The organism is Corynebacterium gottingense (assembly GCF_003693265.1).
GTDB lineage: Bacteria > Actinomycetota > Actinomycetes > Mycobacteriales > Mycobacteriaceae > Corynebacterium > Corynebacterium gottingense.
Genome location: NZ_RDRE01000004.1, coordinates 140,142 through 158,097, shown reverse-complemented (window position 1 = coordinate 158,097; position 17,956 = coordinate 140,142). Strand labels below are relative to the sequence as shown.

General features: G+C 66.6%; 19 protein-coding genes and 2 tRNA genes. 11 read left to right on the top strand and 10 right to left on the bottom strand.

The genetic code is table 11. The annotated features are described in order from the left end of the window. The first annotated feature begins 42 nt into the window (after nucleotides 1-42). Genes EAW56_RS04215 through EAW56_RS04205 form a run of 3 tightly spaced genes read left to right on the top strand, consistent with a single transcriptional unit; the run spans nucleotide 43 to nucleotide 2,023 of the window. A complete protein-coding gene (locus EAW56_RS04215) occupies nucleotides 43-669 on the top strand; it encodes a mycothiol-dependent nitroreductase Rv2466c family protein (protein ID WP_122085250.1) in 627 nt (208 codons plus the stop codon). Between the two features lie 39 nt (nucleotides 670-708). Then, a complete protein-coding gene (locus EAW56_RS04210) occupies nucleotides 709-1,194 on the top strand; it encodes a ribose-5-phosphate isomerase (RefSeq protein ID WP_122085290.1) in 486 nt (161 codons plus the stop codon). A gap of 22 nt (nucleotides 1,195-1,216) precedes the next feature. After that, nucleotides 1,217-2,023, top strand: coding sequence for an N-formylglutamate amidohydrolase (locus tag EAW56_RS04205; RefSeq protein ID WP_122085248.1), 807 nt, complete (start codon nucleotides 1,217-1,219; stop codon nucleotides 2,021-2,023). A 6-nt stretch (nucleotides 2,024-2,029) separates the two neighbouring features. On the opposite strand, the gene bioD is transcribed toward EAW56_RS04205, so the two are convergent. Together bioD and EAW56_RS04195 are read right to left on the bottom strand one after the other, a co-directional pair. Beyond that, nucleotides 2,030-2,704: a dethiobiotin synthase gene (bioD, locus tag EAW56_RS04200; protein ID WP_122085246.1), complete on the bottom strand. Its 675-nt coding sequence runs from the start codon at nucleotides 2,702-2,704 to the stop codon at nucleotides 2,030-2,032. After that, nucleotides 2,701-4,008 carry an adenosylmethionine--8-amino-7-oxononanoate transaminase gene (locus EAW56_RS04195; protein ID WP_122085244.1) on the bottom strand — a complete coding sequence of 436 codons (1,308 nt, stop codon included), beginning with the start codon at nucleotides 4,006-4,008 and terminating at the stop codon, nucleotides 2,701-2,703. Before EAW56_RS04195 ends, bioD begins: the two co-directional genes overlap by 4 nt. A gap of 70 nt (nucleotides 4,009-4,078) precedes the next feature. Here EAW56_RS04195 and EAW56_RS04190 point away from each other — a divergent pair, with 70 nt between their 5' ends. Both EAW56_RS04190 and EAW56_RS04185 read left to right on the top strand, forming a co-directional pair. After that, nucleotides 4,079-4,807, top strand: coding sequence for a 6-carboxyhexanoate--CoA ligase (locus EAW56_RS04190; RefSeq protein ID WP_122085242.1), 729 nt, complete (start codon nucleotides 4,079-4,081; stop codon nucleotides 4,805-4,807). Then, nucleotides 4,804-6,015 (top strand): aminotransferase class I/II-fold pyridoxal phosphate-dependent enzyme, encoded by a 1,212-nt coding sequence (locus tag EAW56_RS04185; RefSeq protein WP_122085240.1) that lies wholly within the window; start codon nucleotides 4,804-4,806, stop codon nucleotides 6,013-6,015. The genes EAW56_RS04190 and EAW56_RS04185 overlap by 4 nt, the downstream gene beginning before the upstream one ends. A 3-nt stretch (nucleotides 6,016-6,018) precedes the next feature. Here EAW56_RS04185 and EAW56_RS04180 read toward each other — a convergent pair whose 3' ends face one another. The 5 genes from EAW56_RS04180 to EAW56_RS04160 form a co-directional block, all read right to left on the bottom strand. Next, nucleotides 6,019-6,858: an aldo/keto reductase gene (locus EAW56_RS04180; protein ID WP_122085238.1), complete on the bottom strand. Its 840-nt coding sequence runs from the start codon at nucleotides 6,856-6,858 to the stop codon at nucleotides 6,019-6,021. Nucleotides 6,859-6,910: 52 nt separating this feature from the next. After that, the gene (locus EAW56_RS04175) at nucleotides 6,911-8,371 is read right to left on the bottom strand and encodes a cytochrome b/b6 domain-containing protein (RefSeq protein WP_122085236.1); all 1,461 of its coding nucleotides are present in this window, start codon (nucleotides 8,369-8,371) and stop codon (nucleotides 6,911-6,913) included. A 7-nt stretch (nucleotides 8,372-8,378) separates the two neighbouring features. Further along, entirely contained in the window at nucleotides 8,379-9,317 is a 939-nt protein-coding gene (locus EAW56_RS04170; RefSeq protein WP_122085234.1) for an electron transfer flavoprotein subunit alpha/FixB family protein, read from the bottom strand. A gap of 13 nt (nucleotides 9,318-9,330) precedes the next feature. Beyond that, the gene (locus tag EAW56_RS04165; protein ID WP_122085232.1) at nucleotides 9,331-10,110 is read right to left on the bottom strand and encodes an electron transfer flavoprotein subunit beta/FixA family protein; all 780 of its coding nucleotides are present in this window, start codon (nucleotides 10,108-10,110) and stop codon (nucleotides 9,331-9,333) included. 88 nt (nucleotides 10,111-10,198) lie between these two features. After that, a complete protein-coding gene (locus EAW56_RS04160) occupies nucleotides 10,199-11,086 on the bottom strand; it encodes a DUF1542 domain-containing protein (protein ID WP_244213349.1) in 888 nt (295 codons plus the stop codon). Nucleotides 11,087-11,200: 114 nt separating this feature from the next. Here EAW56_RS04160 and EAW56_RS04155 point away from each other — a divergent pair. After that, a tRNA-Gly gene (locus EAW56_RS04155) sits at nucleotides 11,201-11,275 on the top strand. Between the two features lie 38 nt (nucleotides 11,276-11,313). Here EAW56_RS04155 and EAW56_RS04150 read toward each other — a convergent pair. After that, a complete protein-coding gene (locus EAW56_RS04150; protein ID WP_122085230.1) occupies nucleotides 11,314-11,769 on the bottom strand; it encodes a hypothetical protein in 456 nt (151 codons plus the stop codon). A 168-nt stretch (nucleotides 11,770-11,937) separates the two neighbouring features. On the opposite strand from EAW56_RS04150, the gene EAW56_RS04145 reads away from it, so the two are divergent. The 4 genes from EAW56_RS04145 (at nucleotide 11,938) to EAW56_RS04130 (ending at nucleotide 14,931) form a co-directional block, all read left to right on the top strand. Continuing rightward, nucleotides 11,938-12,011, top strand: a tRNA-Pro gene (locus EAW56_RS04145). A 79-nt stretch (nucleotides 12,012-12,090) separates the two neighbouring features. Further along, nucleotides 12,091-13,488, top strand: a complete 1,398-nt coding sequence (tig, locus tag EAW56_RS04140) for a trigger factor (RefSeq protein ID WP_095535397.1) — start codon at nucleotides 12,091-12,093, stop codon at nucleotides 13,486-13,488. A 198-nt stretch (nucleotides 13,489-13,686) separates the two neighbouring features. Then, nucleotides 13,687-14,277 carry an ATP-dependent Clp protease proteolytic subunit gene (locus EAW56_RS04135; RefSeq protein WP_095275432.1) on the top strand — a complete coding sequence of 197 codons (591 nt, stop codon included), beginning with the start codon at nucleotides 13,687-13,689 and terminating at the stop codon, nucleotides 14,275-14,277. Between the two features lie 33 nt (nucleotides 14,278-14,310). Next, nucleotides 14,311-14,931: an ATP-dependent Clp protease proteolytic subunit gene (locus EAW56_RS04130; RefSeq protein ID WP_095275433.1), complete on the top strand. Its 621-nt coding sequence runs from the start codon at nucleotides 14,311-14,313 to the stop codon at nucleotides 14,929-14,931. An 89-nt stretch (nucleotides 14,932-15,020) separates the two neighbouring features. Here EAW56_RS04130 and EAW56_RS12545 read toward each other — a convergent pair whose 3' ends face one another. Together EAW56_RS12545 and EAW56_RS04115 are read right to left on the bottom strand one after the other, a co-directional pair. After that, complete coding sequence (locus EAW56_RS12545; protein WP_133064723.1) at nucleotides 15,021-15,659, bottom strand: hypothetical protein; 639 nt, start codon at nucleotides 15,657-15,659, stop codon at nucleotides 15,021-15,023. A gap of 51 nt (nucleotides 15,660-15,710) precedes the next feature. Then, a complete protein-coding gene (locus tag EAW56_RS04115; RefSeq protein ID WP_095275436.1) occupies nucleotides 15,711-16,475 on the bottom strand; it encodes an alpha/beta fold hydrolase in 765 nt (254 codons plus the stop codon). Nucleotides 16,476-16,672: 197 nt separating this feature from the next. Between EAW56_RS04115 and clpX the strand changes: the two genes are divergently transcribed. Continuing rightward, a complete protein-coding gene (gene clpX, locus EAW56_RS04110; protein ID WP_095275437.1) occupies nucleotides 16,673-17,950 on the top strand; it encodes an ATP-dependent Clp protease ATP-binding subunit ClpX in 1,278 nt (425 codons plus the stop codon). Nucleotides 17,951-17,956 lie beyond the last annotated feature (6 nt).

Below are 17,956 nucleotides of genomic sequence, written 5' to 3'. Positions count from 1 at the left end.
TGGCTACTGTGGGGGCCAACCGCTCACACGAAGGAGAATGTAATGACCCAACAAGTCACGTTTTGGTTCGATGTTTCTTGCCCATTTTGCTGGCTGACCTCCCGCTGGATCAAGGAGGTCGAGCAGGTGCGCGACATCGAGGTCGAGTGGGTGCCGATGTCCCTGAGCGTGCTCAATGACGGCCGCAACCTCTCGGAGACCTACGCCCGCATGATGGAGGCGAACTGGGGCCCGGCCCGCGTGTTCACCAAGGTGAAGGACGAATTCCCCGACAAGATCGACGAGCTGTACACGATGATGGGCACGCTCGTGCACACCGAGGGCCAGGGCGGCAAGCAAGGCTTTGGCGGCTACGACGAGATCATCGGCGTGGCCCTCGACGCGGTCGGTCTGCCGCCGCAGCTGGCGGATGTGGCCAACTCCGAGGTCGTCGACGACCAGCTGCGCGCCTACCACCAGCAGGCCATGGACAACGTCGGCGACGAGGTCGGCACGCCCGTGGTCAAGCTCGGCGACACCGCGTTCTTCGGCCCAGTGATTACCCGCGTGCCCAAGGGCGAAGAGGCAGGCAAGCTTTTCGACGCCTCCGTGTCCCTCGCCTCCTTCCCCTACTTCTTCGAGCTGAAGCGCTCGCGCACTGAGGACCCGCAGGTCCGCGAACAGGCGTAAGGGCCATGGCCGGGCCGGGTGGCAGGTAGGCTTGTGCGCATGCGAATTTACCTTGGAGCAGACCACGCCGGTTTCGAGCGAAAGAACCAGATCAAAGCCCACCTGGAGCAGGCAGGCCACGAGGTCATTGACTGCGGTGCCCACGAGTACGACGACGCCGATGACTACCCGGCGTATTGCATCGCTGCTGCGGAGGCTGTGGTGGCGAACCCGGGCTCGCTCGGCATCGTGCTGGGTGGCTCCGGCAACGGCGAGCAGATCGCCGCGAACAAGGTGAAGGGTGCGCGCTGCGCCCTAGCCTGGTCCGAGGAGACTGCGAGGCTGGCACGCGAACACAACAACGCGCAGCTCATCGGCATCGGTGGGCGCATGCACACCGAGGAGGAGGCGTTGAAGATCGTCGACGCCTTCGTCGCCCAGCCGTGGAGCGAGGAGGAGCGACACCAGCGCCGCATCGACATCCTGGCGAAGTACGAAGAGACCGGCGTGGCTCCGGAGGTGCCGGGCCACTCAGCGCAATCCTAAAATCCCGGTTACGCTTCTGTGCATGACCGCACAGCCCGAGCACTACATCATTACGCAGGGCGGGGCCGCATGCCCCGTAATCATCCACGTCCCGCACTCCTCGCGTGAGATCCCCGAGGAGGTGGCCGCTGACTTCGTCGCCACTAACGCGCAGCTGGCGCAGGAGCTCGACCGCGTGACGGACGACGGCACGCTTGAGCTCGCTACCGCCGCCCGCGAGCAGTCCGGGGTGGAACCGTGGATGATCGTGAACAACCTGTCGCGCCTGGTGGCGGACCCGGGGCGGTTCTCCAACGAGCGCGACTCCATGGACGCCTCGGGCCGCGGTGCGGTCTATATGAAGCTTGGCGACGGCAATCTGCTGCGCCCCGCGGGCTTCGACACCACCGAACTGCGCGCGAAGTACTACGAGCCCTACGCAGAGGCCGTCACCGAACTCACCCGCGGTCGCCTGGACGCCCTCGACGGCGCGGTGATCGTGGACGTGCACTCCTACTCCAACCAGCCCGACGAGTACCAGATCCACCCCGGCACGCTGCTGCCGGATATTTGCATTGGCACCCACTCGATCCACACCCCGGCGCTGCTTGCGGACGTGACCGACCGCGAGTTCACCGCCGCCGGGTTCAACGTGGAGCGCAATACCCCGTTTACCGGCGTGTACATCCCCGTCGAGTTCACCCAGAACATGAAGGTGCTGGGCGTGATGATCGAGGTGCGCAAGGACATCCTTTGCAGCGAGCGGGCGGCCGACGTTGCGGCGGCGCTGGCCAAGGTGATCCGCCACGCGGAGGAAATCGCGCACTCCGAGGTCGGCCGCCCGCTCTAGACCGAGCTACCGCGGCGGCGCAGGAACGCCGAGTGCCCCGGCCATCCGCGCAAACGCATCGCGCTCCAGCGCGCCAGAGTCGGCGGGGATACTCGCCCACAGGTCCACGCCCGTGACCACGGGCAGCTCCTCGAGATTGAGCCGCGTCGCCAGGTCCGGCTCCGCGGGCAGCATGCCGCCGATAAGCCCGGCGACGCGCACACCGCGGCGCGTTGCCTCGCGCACCGTCAGCTCCGCGGCGTTGAGGCTGCCCAGACCCAGCGAGGTCACGACGACGACGGGCGCGTCCAACTCGGCGGCGATGTCGGCGATGGTGTAGTCGTCCGCAAGCCGCACCAGCAGGCCGCCCGCGCCCTCCACGAGGGTGACGCCGCGGCCGTCGTCCTCAGCGTCGAGCGCCCGGATCCAATCGCAGACCTCGCCCAGCGGCGGGACCTGCATGCCGGCGCGCCGGGCCGACAAGTTGGGGGCGAGCGGCTCGGGGAAGCGGACGTACTCGTGCGTGGCCACGCCGGTGAGACGGTCGACCGTGTTGGCGTCGCCGGAGCCATCCGGTTCTCCGGTCTGCAGCGGTTTGGCCACCCGCACAGCCGTCCCGTCCGCCTGCCACGCCGATGCGAGCGCCGCGGTGGCGATGGTTTTGCCCACGTCAGTGTTTGTACCGGTGATGACAACAATCATTGGTCCTGCTCCTGTGTATCCTTGTGTGCGGCTGCGGCCGCGTCAGCCGCCGCGACCACGGCCCGACCGATCTGCCGGACCTGGTCCTCGGTGCATACAAACGGCGGCATGGTGTAGATGTTGCGCCCGAAGGGCCTGATCCACACGCCCTGGTCCACCGCGGCCTGCGTGGTGGCGGCCATGTCCACGTCGAACGCCATCTCCACCACGCCGATCGCGCCGAGAACCCGCACGTCGGCGACACCCGCGATGTCGCGCGCGGGCGCAAGTGCCTGGGTAAGCCAGGTTTCGATGTTGCGGGTCTGCTCGCGCCAGTCGCCCTCGGCGATGATGCCGGTCGCCTCGGCTGCCACGGCGCAGGCGAGCGGGTTGCCCATGAACGTGGGCCCGTGCATGATCGCCGACGGCTCCATGCCGGCCGCGACCCCGTCGGTGGTGAGCACCGCGGCGAGCGTCATGAACCCGCCCGTGATCGCCTTGCCCACGCACAGGATGTCGGGGACCACGCCGTTGTCCAGGGTGGTGAACAGTTGGCCGGTGCGCCCGAAGCCGGTGGCAATTTCGTCTGCAAGCAGGAGTACACCGTGCTTCGTGCAGAGCTCGCGCACACCGCGGACCAGCTCCGCGTCGTGGAAGCGCATGCCGCCGGCGCCTTGGACGACGGGCTCGATCACCACTGCGGCAATGTCGTCGGTGATGAGCTGCTCAAACTCGGCAAGGTACGCGGCGCGCTCGTCCTCGCTCGCGCCGCGTACTGGCGGGGCGGGGGCGAATCGCTGCTCGGCGAGCACGCCCTTCCACATCGAGTGCATGCCACCGTCGGGGTCGCACACGCTCATCGCGGCGAACGTGTCGCCGTGGTAGCCGGAGCGCCACGTGAGCAGGCGGTTGCGCTCCGGGTGTCCGGTGCCGCGGGCGTACTGCAGCGCCATCTTGATGGCCACCTCCACGGAGACCGAGCCGGAGTCCGCGAGGAAGACGCGGCTGTAGTTTGGTCCGTCGGCGCCGCCGGTAAGCGCCAACAGGTTGCGAGTCAGGCGCGCTGCCGGTTCGTGGGTGAGCCCGCCGAACATCACGTGCGACATGCGGTCGATCTGTTCGTGGGCGGCGCGGACCAGGCGGGGATGCCCGTGGCCGTGGGCTGCGGCCCACCATGACGACATGGCGTCGATGAGCGTGCGTCCGTCGGCGAGCTCGAGGAAGACGCCGTGGGTCCGGACGACGGGGAGGTTGCCGGAGCCGGGCGCGGCGTAGGGGTGCCAGATGTGCGCGGTGTCGATCGCGGTGGTCTCGTCGGGCGTCATGGGAGCCTTTCATTACTGCAGCTGGTGGCGATATTGAACACTGTACAAGGCGGGGTGTAGGTTGGGTCACATGACCTACTTTTCGGTGCGCATGCGCGCGAGCTCCAACGGTCGGCACATCTCTGGCGCAGAACGCATCGTGCCCGCAGAGCGCGTGTCGGCCACCTGCGGGCAGCTTGCGCAGCGCGCGTTGGACCACCCAAAGGGGGTGGCGGCCGAGACACACCTCACGGTGGAGGCGCTCGACCCCGATGCGATCCGGCGCGTCCCCGCGCTCGCCGTGGAGGTGGCGGAGTGCGCCAACCCAGGTGAGGCGCAGCAGGTGATCCGCGCGCTGCTCGCGCCGCTGACCCCGCACGCCGACGCCCTGGTCCGCGACACGTTCGCTGCCCGGGACATGCGCGGCGCCATGCTCGTGTGCGCGGGCACCGGCGCGCGGCTGGAACCCGACCGAGAGCGCGGCGTACGCGTGAGCCACGTCGATGGCGCAGCTGCAGTCGACACCACGGCCGCGCCCGGCAAGGACGCCGCGCGCGAGGCGCTCGTCCTCAGCAGCAAGGTCGCCGCGCACCCCGACGTGCTCGCGGAGCTGTGCATCTCAGATGACCCCGACTACACCACCGGCTACGTCGCCCACGCCGGCACGTACACGCGCATCCCCAACATCAAGCCGGCCGGCTCGCCCGCGGGTGCGCGCGCCTTCCTCGTCTGCGAGGGCGCCGACACCGCCGCGCTCATCCGCTACCTGGAGCGAGAACCGGTGTTGGTGCGCGTTCCGTCGCAGGAGGACGCGCAGTGACCCCCGGCCAGCCACCGCGGGCCGAGACGCTTGCCGACGTCGCCGCCGCCAACCTCGACGACTGGTGCGCCCGTGGCCTGTGGCGCAGCCCGTCCGTCTTCGCCACCGCCCAGCGCGCCGAGGCGAGCCTCCGGGACGGGGCACACCGCACCGACGCGGTCCTGTTCAGCTCCTCGAACTACCTCGGGTTTGCCGAGGATCCGCGCCTGGCTGACGCCGCCATCGCCGCGATCCGGACCTTTGGTGCGGGCTCGGGCGGCTCCCGCCTCACCACCGGCACCAACGAGCTCCACCTGGACGCCGAGGCCGCGTGCGCGCGCCTGACCGGCTACGACGACGCGGTACTCTTCGCCACCGGCTACCAGGCCAACGTGTCCACCCTCCAAACGCTCGCCGCCGGTGCTCGCGCCGACGGCGGCCTCACGATCATCTCGGATGCGCGCAACCACGCCAGCATCATCGACGGTTGCCGCCTGGCCAAGGCCAGCGGCGCCGAAGTCCGCGTCACCCCGCATCGCGACGTAGACGCCGTCGCCCGCGCCCTGTCCCAGCGCACGACCGCCCGCGCGCTCGTGGTCACCGACGGCCTATTTTCCATGGACGGCGTCTGCGCACCGCTGCCCGCACTGCTCGAGGTCTGCCGGGGGCACGGCGCCTGGAGCATGCTTGACGACGCCCACGCCATCGGCACCATCGGCGCCACCGGCCGCGGCCTACCCGAGTACTTCGGTGTGCGCCCCGACATCCAGCTCGTGACCGCCAGCAAGGCGCTCGGGGCGGAGGGCGCCGCTGTGGCCACCAGCGCGCCGGTTGCGCAACTCCTGCGCCAGCAGGCGCGCTCCTTCGTCTTTTCTACTTCACCGGCGCCGGCGACCTGCGCGGCGATCTCTGCTGCGGTCGAGGTCCTCGAATCCGATCCAAGGCCGGTGCAGCGCCTGCACGCCAACATCGCCCGCTGGCACGCCAACCGCGGCGAAGGCGCGATCGATCCCGCGGGCGCCGGCCCCATCATCCCGGTCCACGTGGGCGACGAGGCCGCCGCGATGCGGGCGTCTGCTCAGCTGCTCGAGCGCGGGTTCATCGTGCCCGCCATCCGCTGGCCAACCGTGGCCCGCGGGCAGGCGATCCTGCGCGTCACCCTCATGGCGACGCACACGCCAGCGCAGATCGACGCCCTGTGCGCCGAGCTCGCGGCGCTGGGAATTTGAAGGCTACATGTCCGCGTAGTGTGCGGGGTGCGGCCCGAATCGGCCGAACTCCTCCTCGTCAAGCGCGATCATGGCGGCCATCTCGTCGTGGCTGAGCTCGAAGTCGAAGATGTCCAAGTTCTCCGCCATGCGCTCCGGCGAGTTGGTCTTGGGGAAGACGATTACCCGGTTCTGCAGGTGCCAGCGCAGCACCACCTGGGCGGGCGTCTTCCCGTGCGCCTCGGCGGCGTCGGTGATCTCCGGGTAGTCGGAAAGGTCCAGGTTGCCGCCGCCCAGCGGCGCCCACCCCTCGATGGCCACCCCGTGCACCCGCATCGCGTCGAGTTCCTTCCACCGCTGGAACAGCGGGTGCAGCTCGACCTGGTTGACCGCCGGGGTGACGTCGGTAGCCATCTCCAGGTCGTGGATGTGGCTGGGGAGGAAGTTCGAGACGCCGATGGAGGTGGTCAACCCCTGCTCGCGCAGCTGGACCATGGATTTCCACGCGTCCACGTAGGCACCCTGCGAGGGGACCGGCCAGTGGATCAGGTACAGGTCCACGTAGTCCAACTCCAGGCGCTCGAGGGACTCGGACAGCGCCGCCTCGGCGTCGCGGTGCCGGTCGTTCCACAGTTTCGTGGTCACGTACAGCTCGTCGCGGGGCACGCCGGAGGCGGCAATGGCGCGGCCAACGCCCTCCTCGTTGTGGTAGATGAAGGCGGTGTCCAGGTGCCTGTACCCGGCCTCAAGCGCGGCGAGGGTGAGTTCCTCAGCGCGGGCCGGGTCGACGCGGTGCAGCCCGTAGCCGAGTTGGGGGATCAGGGTGCCGTCGTTGAGCTTGAGCTCGGGAATCGTTTCCGTCATGGCCGACATCGTAGTCGGGCGGGGTGACGGGGGCGTCGATAAGCGACTGCCCCTAGCGCTGCGTCACGTTGCCGGTGCGTGCAGCGATGGGCGCGACGAACATCGGCCGGGCGAGCGCCCAACCGCCCGCGATGACCGCGATGGCGATGACGAAGAGGATCGTGCCCGTCCACCCGGTCGGGTCGTCGGTGGCGGCGAACATCGCGTTGAGGTTGCCGCGCACGCCCGTGGTGAATACGAGCGCGACGTGGATGATCACGAACAGGACGAAGAACAGCATGGTGGGGAAGTGGAGCGCGCGAGCCACGCGCATGGAAATGAAGTTCCACTGCTTCGGCCACAGCGGGCTCATGCGCGCGCCCGAGATGATCGCCAGCGGCGACGCCACGAACACCACCAGGAAGTACGACAGCTCCTGTAGGGAGTTGTAGAACACCCACGGGTTCTCATTCGGCCAATCCAGGCTCAGGTATTGGATGCCCGCCGACACCGCGTTGGGGAAGGTCTCCCAGCTCGTGGGCACGATGCGCACCCACTGGCCCGTGGTGAACAGAAGGACATAAAAGATCGCGCCAAGCACGACCCACGCCACGTCCAGTACGACGTGCAGCCACAGGTTCACCGAAATCTTCTCGCGCGGCCTGCTCCGCGGCGCCCAGTACGCCTCCGGCTTCTTCTCGCGACGCTGCGTCAGACCAGTCTTGATGATCATGGCCATGAGGAACATGTTGAAGAAGTGCGACCACGTCAGCCACGCGGGGAAGCCCTCCGGAGCGCTTTCCGGCAGCGGCTGCGCGCCGCTGTAGCGCGCAATGAAGTCCGCGCCCGTGTCCGTCCCGACGAACCAGCGCGCAGCCAGCACACCAATCGCCGCAAGCACGACGAGGATACCGCCCCAAATCCAGGGTTTAGTGCTGTGCGGAGTGCTTTTCGACGCCTCCGTGCCACCCCCCGCACGCTTCGCCGTCGACCCGGCGGCAGCGGCAGGAGTTGCGGGTGCCGCCGGGGCGACGTGCGCTGCCGACTCTGTCGACTCTGCCGGCGCTGCCGGCTCTGCGGCCGGAGAGTAATCCGCGTCCGGTGCCGGTGCTTCCGCCTGTGCGGAAAAGTTTGGCGCCGGAACCTGGGCGGTTTCCGCTGCGGGCCAGGGTTGGCCGCCCGGGGTGCGGGGCAGGCCGCGGCGCAACGGAACGGTGACGTACTCTGCGGCCGCAGAGTGATCCGCCTCCGGTGCCGGTGCTTCCGCTTGTGCGGAAATCTTCGGTGCTGGGACCTGGGCGGTTTCCGCTGCGGGCCAGGGTTGGCCGCCCGGGGTGCGGGGCAGGCCGCGGCGCAGGGTTACGGTGACGTACTCTGCGGCCGCAGAGTGAGCTGGGTTCGGTGCCGGGTCTTCCGCCTGTGCGGAATGTGCCGCAGCGCCGCCCTTAGGCTCCGGCACCTCCGCAACCTCTACCGGCGGCCACGGTGCCCCGCCGGAAACGCGGGGCAGGCCCTGACGTACGGGTACCTGCATAAAGCGCCTACTTCCTGGACTCGATCTCGGAGATGATCTCGGGCACCACATCGAAGAGGTCGCCGATGATGCCAAAGTCGGCGATCTCAAAGATGGGGGCGTCCTCGTCATTGTTGATGGCAACGATGGCGCCGGAGGTCTGCATGCCCACCAGGTGCTGCACGGCGCCGGAGATGCCCACGCCGATGTACAGCTTCGGGGACACCAGCACACCGGTCTGACCGATCTGCGCCTCGTAGGGGACTTGGTCCTCGTCCACCGCGGAGCGGGTCGCGCCGACGGCGGCGCCCAGGGCGTCCGCGAGGCCGCCGACGAGCTCCTCGAACATGTCGGCATCGCCGAGCGAGACGCCGCCGGCGACGACCTTGTCCGCCGTGGTCAGCTCCGGGCGGGAGGAGGTGCGCTCCACCGGGGTCGACTCGACGACTTCGGCAACGCGGCGCTCGCGTGCGTCGCCGGTCACTTCGATGACCTCCGCGTTCGTGGCTTCCGCGCGCGTGTCGACGCTGCCCAGACGCAGCGTGACCACCGGCGCGGAGTGGGTGGCGGCAGCGACGGCGGTGAACGCGCCGCCGTAGTTGGAGTGGTCGGTGACGACGCCCTGGTCGTCGCGCCGGACGTTCGTAGCGTCGGTGAGCAGCGCGCGTCCGGCGCGGATGGCCACACGGGCGGCCAGGTCGCGGCCGCGCACGTCGTGGGCGGTGAGAATGGCCTGGGGGTTGAAGGTGTCGATGGCGGCCACGGTGGCGTCGATAAGCGAAAGCTCCGAGGTCGCGACCTTGGTCGCCCCGAGCCCACCGAGGGCCTCCGCGTGGTCGGCGCTGCGGGCGAGGACAACCGGGTCGCCGAGCGTGCTGGCGGCGCCGATGAGCTCTGCGGCTGCGGGGTCGGGCTGGCCGTCGAGCGTGTCGGGCAAGACGACGAGAACCGGATCTGTGGTGGTCATGGTGGGCTCCTAACTAGATAAGGTTCTGAGACTCGAGGAAATCGACCAGCTTGGCGGCGGACGAGCTCGACGCGTCGATGATTTCACCCTGCTCGCGCGGCGGGCGGCGGTCAATGCTCACCATGATGGCGCGGGCCGGAGTGTAATCCTCGGCGTCAACCCCAAGGTCATCGAGCGTGAGCGTGGTGAGCTCCTTCTTCTTCGCCGCCATGAGGCCCTTGAAGTTGGGGAAGCGCGCGTCCGCGAACTCGTCGGAAACCGCGACAACTGCGGGCAGCTGCGCGCGCAGCGTCGACGTCGCGTGATCGCCCGTCTGCGTCGCGGTGACGGTGTCACCGTCCACATCGAGCGAGGTGAGATTGGTCAGCGCGGGCCAGTTCAGCAGCTCGCCCAGCATCGGGGCGATCACACCCGAGCCGCCGTCCGAGCTCATCGTGCCCGCAACGACGAGGTCGTAGTCGCCGCGCTCGATCAGCTTTGCCAGCACCGTCGCCGTCATCGTGGTATCGGCGCCAACCAGGCGCTCGTCGGTGACCATCGTGGCGTCATTCGCGCCCATCGCGATACCACGTCGGAGCGATTCTGCAGCCTGCGCGGGGCCCACCGAGAGGACCTCGACGTGCACGTCGTCCTTGCCCAGCTTCTCCGCAATGCGCAGCGCGGCCTCCACCGCGCGCTCGCCAACCTCGTCGGCGGCGACGTCCCCCGAGCGGTCGGTGAGACCGGTCTCCAGGTTCATGTCGCGGTCGCTGTAGGTGTCCGGGACTTCTTTCAGCAACACTGCAATGCGCACTGCGGCTCCTTATATATAGGGCGGTTGAACGTCAAGCAGTTTATCGCACAAGGGTGGTTGGCTGGGCAGGGCTTTGAATATCTGCGTGTTAGTCCCCGCCCCCGCCGTCGCCGCCCCCGTCACCGCCGTCCCCGCCGAAGAAGCCGCCAAACCAGCCGCCCCCGCCACTGTCGTTGTCACTTCCGCCATCGCCGCGCCCCCGGTCGTCGTCGACGTCGAACCCGCCGCCCCTGCTTTCGTTGTCAAAGGTGGCGTTGCCGGAGGATGGGGTGCTCGACCAGTCGCCACTGCCACCTCCGCTGCCAGATGCGGACTCCATCTTCTTGCGGGGATCTTCCTCGGCCTCCGCGTACACGGAGGAGGAGAGTGCCGCAGCACCCGCGGCCCACGTGCCCGCGACGAGCGCCTGCTTCCACCACGGATCGGAGTACCAGCCGGCCGGCACCGGGCGACCCGCGACCGCGCCGCCGGGGTAGAAGTGCGGAGTGCTTACCGACGGCGTGGGTGATGCCAGCAGCGTCGGCCCGTCCTCCTGCCGGATCATCCGTTCTTCGCCCACTCTTCCCGCCTCGAGTTGGCCCCGGAGCTTCGGAAGGGTCGACTCCGTCGCCATGCCCATGATCTCGCGTGCGGCGTTGAGGTAGTGCATGCCCTCCAGCGCCGCGTTGCGGGCGGCGCGTACCTCGTCAGGTGCTTGGGCGTACGCGAGTGCTTTTTGCGCCGCGTCGTGCCGCTCGTTCGCGTCCGCCAGCGCCTGCCGCGACGCCTCGTCCTTGCCCGTGAGCCCCGACAATTGCGTGCCCAGGTGGTCCGTCCAGCGTTTTGCATCGGACACTGCGGTGTCGAAAAGCACGCGCTCGCGCGGGTCGTTGCCACTGCGGTTCACGATGAAGGCGCACAGTGCGATGCCGACGAACAAGAAAACAAACGGCCACAACACGAACGTCACATCCTTGGGGAGGTCGAGGTTTGTCACACCGAGAGTATGCATGCCGGGATGATCGCGCAGCAGCGTATGCGGCGCGGGTTTGGTTTCACTCCGGCCCTGCGCTACACTTTCCACAGCGATTTCGCGCTGATTTCGCGTTATGGGAATGTCGTATAGTGGCTAATACCTCAGCCTTCCAAGCTGAAGACGCGGGTTCGATTCCCGTCATTCCCTCCACTTTCTCCCGGTAAAACCGGTAGTGCGGGACGCCGCCCTCAACGCTCGAGCACCCTCACCTCGCGTTGGTCAATCCCGGAAGATGATCCGGAATATTCTACCTTTTCCACGTGTGTGCGTAGCTCCGCGCCCGGGTCGAGCTCGGTCCCAGACTCAATTCCGTTTCCGCAGGCGTTGATCTCTTCCGGCTCGAACCATTCGACGGAGGAGCTTCCGTCCGTAAAGATGAGCCCGATGCCGGTGTTGGTTTCCCACGCGCTCGGGTTGCGGTTGATGCTGAAGAAGTCTTGCTCGTCAAAGCCGAGCCCAGCGGCCTGCGACGCGTCGTGGTAGGGGCACCACGCGTACGCCCGATCGACGGTTTTGCCGGTCGACTCGCGGGCGACGTCTGCGAGGGTGAATGGGGCGTCGTGAAGCAAGTGCTCCCGCAGGTCCTGGCTGGGTGCGCACGCAGCGAGGGGGAGTAGTGCAACGAGCGCGACGGTGCGTTTCATGGCTGTCTCCTTTTTGTTTTGCCATGGTAATTGCTTGTCGACGCCACCGCACCCGGTTTAACGGGGCCTTAATTCCATTGCGCGTACGCTGCACGCTACAATTGCTTAGCGTGAGTTGGTAGGGTGCCCCACCATCCTGCTTTACCGCAGCTCATGCCGTAAAAATTGCGGGGCGTGGCGCAGCTTGGTAGCGCACCTGCTTTGGGAGCAGGGGGTCGCAGGTTCAAATCCTGTCGCCCCGACAAGAGCAAGCCCGCTCCTCGTGAGCGGGCTTGCTGCACATACGAATCTTTTTCAATCAACTAGTACAGGAGTTACTTCGTGAAGACTTCCGTCGATAAGCTCAGTGAGACTCGCGTCAAGCTGAACGTGAGCGTCCCCTTCGACGAGCTCGGTAAGGAAATTGACCAGGCTTACAAGTCCATTGCACAGCAGGTCAACATCCCGGGCTTCCGTCGTGGCAAGGCTCCGCGCCAGCTTATCGACGCGCGCTTTGGCCGCGGCCCCATCCTCGAGCAGGTTGTCAACGACATGGTGCCGCAGCGCTACGAGCAGGCCATCGCGGAGAACGAGCTGACCCCGCTGGCCCAGCCGGAGCTGGAGATCACCAAGATCGAGGACAACGACGTCGTCGAGTTCACCGCTGAGGTTGACGTCCGCCCGGAGATCACCGTGCCGGACTTCTCCAAGATCGCTGTGACCGTCCCGGCCATCAAGGTCGACGACGAGGCCGTCGAGGCAGAGCTGGACAACCTGCGCTCCCGCTTCGGCGAGCTCAAGGACACCAAGCGCAAGATGAAGACCGATGACTTTGCCATCATCGACCTCGAGGCAACCGTCAACGGCGAGAAGCTCGAGGACGCTTCCTCCGAAGGCCTGACCTACCAGATCGGCAGCGACGACCTGGTCAAGGGCCTGGACACCGCGCTGCGCGGCATGAAGACCGGCGAGGACGCCGAGTTTACCGCCACCATCGAGCAGGGCGAGCACAAGGGCGAGGAGGCCACCTTCAAGGTCCACGTCCAGCAGTCCAAGGAGCGCAAGCTCCCCGAGCTTGACGACGATTTCGTGCAGGAAGCTTCCGCATACGACACCGTCGACGAACTGCGCGAGGCTACCAAGTCCCAGCTGGAAGAGGACACCAAGACGAAGCAGGCCGCGGACATCCGCGATGAGGTCCTCAAGGCCGCGCTCTCCGAGTCCACCTTCGAGCTGCCGGACTCCGTTGTTGAGGAGCAGGCGCACAACCAGCTGCACCAGCTGCTCGGCCAGATGGCGCACGACGAGAACGCGCTGGCTCAGCTGCTCGAGGCGCAGGGCACCACCCGCGAGGAGTTTGACAAGCAGACCCGCGAGCAGGCAGAGGAGTCTGTGCGCACCCAGCTGTTCCTCGACGCCGTCGCTGAGGAGGAGAAGCCGGAGGTCTCCCAGGAAGAGCTCACCGACCACATCCTGTTCACCGCGCAGTCCTACGGCATGGACCCGAACCAGTTCGTGGCCCAGCTGCAGCAGTCCGGCCAGATTGGCAACCTGTTCGCAGACGTGCGTCGCGGCAAGGCCCTCGCCGCAGCCATCTGCCGCACCTCCGTCACCGACGAGGACGGCAACACCATCGACCCGAACGAGTACTTCGGCGAGATCGAGGATGAGGACGAGGCTGCAGAGTCCACTGAAGCTGCAGAGTCCAACGAGTCCGCTGAGGCGACCGAAGAGAAGTAAGCGGTCACGGGGGCGTCGATACGCTGCCCCTGCCCAGTGAAGCCACTGCCCCACGTGCGGGCGGTGGCTTTTTTCGTGCGCGGGCGACGCGAATCGGACGGCGCGTACGCCGGTAGCGAACAGGGTCCACATTGCGCGCGGCCCCGAGTAGGGTAGGGGCATTGACTCAACGGAAACGAAGGATTAAAGGAGCGTCATATGACATCCCCAGCTAACGGCATGAACCTCGGAGACTCCGTCTACGAGCGCCTGCTGCGTGAGCGCATCATCTTCCTCGGTCAGCAGGTTGATGATGAGATTGCGAACAAGCTTTGCGCGCAGATCCTGCTGCTGTCCGCGGAGGACCCCACGCGCGACATTTCGCTGTACATTAACTCTCCCGGCGGCTCCGTGACGGCCGGCATGGCGATCTATGACACGATGAAGTACGCGCCGTGCGACGTGGCTACGTACGGCATGGGCCTCGCCGCGTCGATGGGCCAGTTCCTGCTCTCCGGCGGGACGAAGGGCAAGCGCTACGCGCTGCCGCACGCGCGCATCATGATGCACCAGCCGTCCGCAGGCGTCGGCGGCACCGCGGCGGACATCGCGATCCAGGCGGAGCAGTTCGCGCAGACCAAGCGCGAGATGGCTGAGTTGATTGCCGAGCACACCGGCCAGACCTTCGAGCAGATCACCAAGGACTCGGACCGTGACCGCTGGTTCACCGCCCAGCAGGCGTTGGAGTACGGCATCGTCGACCACGTCATTGAGAACGTTGCGCAGACCGACGGCCCAGTTGGTAACTAACCCGGAACACCCTCAACGCAAAGGACTGAACTTATGACTTTCCAGATGCCGAACTCCCGCTACGTCCTGCCGCAGTTCCTGGAGGAAACCTCCTTTGGTACCAAGCAGATCGACCCGTACGGCAAGCTCTTTGAAGAGCGCATTGTCTTCCTGGGCACCCAGGTGGATGACACCTCCGCCAATGACATCATGGCGCAGCTGCTGGTCCTCGAGTCGCAGGACCCGGACCGCGACATCACCATGTACATCAACTCGCCGGGCGGCTCCTTCACCGCACTGATGGCGATTTACGACACGATGCAGTACGTCCGCCCCGATGTGCAGACCGTCTGCCTCGGGCAGGCCGCGTCCGCAGCTGCCGTGATCCTCGCCGCCGGCGCCCCGGGAAAGCGCGCTGCGCTACCCAACTCCCGCGTGCTCATCCACCAGCCGGCCACCCAGGGCACCCAGGGGCAGGTCTCTGACCTGGAGATCCAGGCCAACGAGATCGAGCGCATGCGCCGCCTCATGGAGGACACGCTGGCCCGCCACACGGGCCGCACCGCGGAGCAGGTCCGCGAGGACACCGACCGCGACAAGATCCTTACCGCCCAGGAATCGGTGGAATACGGGATCATCGACCAGGTCTTTGACTACCGCAAGCTCAACGCCTAACGCTTCGCGCGGGTGCTTCCCGCGCTGCACCCAACAACGCCACCCGGCAGTGAACCGGGTGGCGTTGTTTGCGCGCGGACTATCCCGTATTACGCGCAGAACGGCACAGCGTTCTTCACGGCCTCAGGCGCTTGCGCAAACGGCTCGCGGGCCCAGCACACGCCGTTCTCATTCGACCCAGTCGGGTCCACGCTGGTCCAGGTTCCGCCTTCGGAAGTCCAGAAGTACTCCTGCTCGTTTTCAGGCGTGATGGTGCGCGCCCAGGTGCCGTCGCAGAACGTGCTGTACTCCTGGTTGCCGCTGCCCTCGCCCTGCGCCGGCCACGCGCACCCATTCGAGCCGTCATCCACCGGCACCGTCTCCGTAATCACCTGCTCTTCCACCTCGTCCTTTGCGGCTCGGCGGGTGCTGGTCTTGCGCGTGCTCGTGGACTTCTCGGAGGTTTTCTTCGTCGAGGTCTTCTTTTCCGAGCTGGACTTTTCAGAGGCCTTCGACGTGCTTGTCGACGACGACTTCGTCGTTTCCTCCTCGTCGTCCTCGTCCGCGCTCTTCGATGTAGAGGTGGACGTGGACTTCGACGTCGTCGGCGACGCCGTCGTGCTCGTCGCGGGGAAGTCGATCACCGGCTCCGCCAGGCGAGCTTCGTCGCCCTCGGAAGACGAGCAACCCGCCAATACCGTTGCAGCAACGAGCGCTGCGAGAACAGACTGGGTACGGTTGCGTTTCACGAGCAGATCCTTTCCGGCGACGATGAACGCTACTAGCGTAGCCGATGCGGCCTAGAGAAACGCGGTCAAGGCCCGGTTGAATTCCTCGGGGCGCTCGATGCCAACCTGGTGCGAACCAGGGTCGATCACCACCGACTTCACCGGCCCCGCGACGCCGCGCGCGATCTTCTCCAACTCTGCGGGAGGCGTTGACGGGTCCTGTGCTCCGGCGATCGTCAGCACCGGGCAGGTGATCTCGCCCAGGCGGTCGGCAAAGTCCCACTTGGCCAGGGCGTCGCCGTTTTGTGCGTAGCCTTCACCGTCGATGCCGGACACCATGTCATGGATACGCTGCACCTCGTCCGGGTGCGATTTCCGGAACCCGTCGGTGAACCAGTTGCCCATCATCCCGTCGGCCAGCGCCGCTGTGCCCTGCTCGCGGGTGAGGGCGGTGCGCTCGGACCACTTGTCCTGCCCGCCAAGGTAGGTGGCGGTGCAGGCGAACACAGCCTTGTCCACGCGGCCGCTGGTGGCGGCGATGTACTGCGCCAGCGCCCCGCCGAGCGAAAGTCCGACGATGCTGAAGCGGTCCACGCCCGCCTCGTCGAGGGCGTGGAGGATGTCGGACGCGAGGTCGTCGATAAGCGATGCCCCGGGCGCAACCCGAGCCTTGTCGGACTTGCCGTGACCGCGGTGATCAACGGTGACGACACGGAAGGCGCCCTCCAAGACGGGGACCTGTTTGGACCAGGCCTCGTGTGTTGTGGCGATGGAGCTGAGCAGCACCACCGTCGGGCGAGTCGGATCCCCATGTTCGGTGACGTGAAGGTGAGTCATTGTCTGCGTCCTTTCCGCTGAAATGCAGGTCCGGCAACCATTGTTGCGCAAAACGGGAACCAGCGTGGGCGTGCGCCCGTTGGTTTGACGTAGGAACTACACTTGAAATCTAACCTTTTGGTCAGTCCGTGGCGGGGGCACGTATATTGCACGGAAAGACCGCACGGCGATTGCACGAACGGGAGTAAATAGCGCACATGGCAGCAACACACGACGGATCGGATCTGCTTAAGTGCTCGTTTTGCGGAAAGAGCCAGAAGCAGGTCCGCAAGCTCATCGCAGGCGGCGGTGTGTACATCTGCGATGAGTGCATTGAGCTGTGCAACGAGATCATCGAAGAGGAGCTCGCGAGCTCGCAGCAGGGGCAGGCTGGTGACCCGGAGCGGCTCCCGCGGCCGTCCGAAATCACGGCGTTTTTGGACCAGTACGTCATTGGGCAGGATCAGGCGAAGCGGACGCTCGCCGTCGCGGTGTACAACCACTACAAGCGCATCAAGGCAGAGTCGCTTGCATCGACGGGGCGCCGCCGCGAGGAGGACGTGGAGATCTCCAAATCCAACATTCTTCTGCTCGGCCCGACCGGCTCCGGTAAGACGTACCTTGCGCAAACGCTGGCCCGAATGCTCAACGTCCCGTTTGCAATCGCGGACGCGACAAGCCTGACCGAAGCCGGGTACGTGGGCGAGGACGTGGAGAACATCCTGCTGAAGCTGCTGCAGGCGGCGGACTTTGACGTCAACCGCGCGCAGACTGGGATCATCTACGTCGACGAGGTAGACAAGATCTCGCGCAAGTCGGAGAACCCGTCGATCACGCGTGACGTCTCCGGCGAGGGCGTGCAGCAGGCGCTGCTGAAGATCCTGGAGGGCACGGTCGCGTCGGTCCCGCCGCAGGGTGGGCGCAAGCACCCGAATCAGGAATTCATCCAGCTTGATACCACGAACATCCTGTTCATCGTGGCCGGCGCCTTCGCTGGTCTGGACAAGGTCATCGCGGAGCGCGTGGGTAAGAAGGGGATCGGTTTCGGCGCAGAGATCGACTCGAAGGCGGAGCGCGACGAGGCCAACCTGCTTTCCCAGGTGCAGCCGGCCGACCTGGTGAAGTTCGGACTGATCCCCGAGTTCATCGGCCGTCTGCCGGTGCTGGCCAGCGTGGAGGACCTGGACCGCGACGCCATGGTGCGTGTGCTCACGGAGCCGAAGAACTCCCTGGTGAAGCAGTATCAGCGCCTGTTCGCTATGGACGGTGCCGAGCTTGAGCTGGATGGCGAGGCGCTCGGGCTCATTGCAGACAAGGCGGCGGAACGCAAGACCGGCGCTCGCGGACTGCGCGGGATCATGGAGGAGCTGTTGGTGCCCATCATGTACGACCTCCCCGACCGTGAGGGCGTGAACCGCGTGGTCATCTCCGCGGACGTGGTGCGGGGCGAGGCCGAGCCGCAGTACCTGACGGACGAAGAGCAGCGCTCGGCCTAAGCGCGC

Bases quoted from the DNA above. Each gene is read 5' to 3' on its own strand.
- EAW56_RS04150 (WP_122085230.1), bottom strand. From the start codon at position 11,769: ATGAAACGCACCGTCGCGCTCGTTGCACTACTCCCCCTCGCTGCGTGC.
- EAW56_RS04135 (WP_095275432.1), top strand. From the start codon at position 13,687: ATGACATCCCCAGCTAACGGCATGAACCTCGGAGACTCCGTCTACGAG.
- EAW56_RS04190 (WP_122085242.1), top strand. From the start codon at position 4,079: ATGACCTACTTTTCGGTGCGCATGCGCGCGAGCTCCAACGGTCGGCAC.
- bioD (WP_122085246.1), bottom strand. From the start codon at position 2,704: ATGATTGTTGTCATCACCGGTACAAACACTGACGTGGGCAAAACCATC.
- EAW56_RS04175 (WP_122085236.1), bottom strand. From the start codon at position 8,371: ATGCAGGTACCCGTACGTCAGGGCCTGCCCCGCGTTTCCGGCGGGGCA.
- EAW56_RS04215 (WP_122085250.1), top strand. From the start codon at position 43: ATGACCCAACAAGTCACGTTTTGGTTCGATGTTTCTTGCCCATTTTGC.
- EAW56_RS04115 (WP_095275436.1), bottom strand. From the start codon at position 16,475: ATGACTCACCTTCACGTCACCGAACATGGGGATCCGACTCGCCCGACG.
- EAW56_RS04205 (WP_122085248.1), top strand. From the start codon at position 1,217: ATGACCGCACAGCCCGAGCACTACATCATTACGCAGGGCGGGGCCGCA.
- EAW56_RS04210 (WP_122085290.1), top strand. From the start codon at position 709: ATGCGAATTTACCTTGGAGCAGACCACGCCGGTTTCGAGCGAAAGAAC.
- EAW56_RS04170 (WP_122085234.1), bottom strand. From the start codon at position 9,317: ATGACCACCACAGATCCGGTTCTCGTCGTCTTGCCCGACACGCTCGAC.
- EAW56_RS04195 (WP_122085244.1), bottom strand. From the start codon at position 4,008: ATGACGCCCGACGAGACCACCGCGATCGACACCGCGCACATCTGGCAC.
- clpX (WP_095275437.1), top strand. From the start codon at position 16,673: ATGGCAGCAACACACGACGGATCGGATCTGCTTAAGTGCTCGTTTTGC.
- EAW56_RS04130 (WP_095275433.1), top strand. From the start codon at position 14,311: ATGACTTTCCAGATGCCGAACTCCCGCTACGTCCTGCCGCAGTTCCTG.
- EAW56_RS04180 (WP_122085238.1), bottom strand. From the start codon at position 6,858: ATGACGGAAACGATTCCCGAGCTCAAGCTCAACGACGGCACCCTGATC.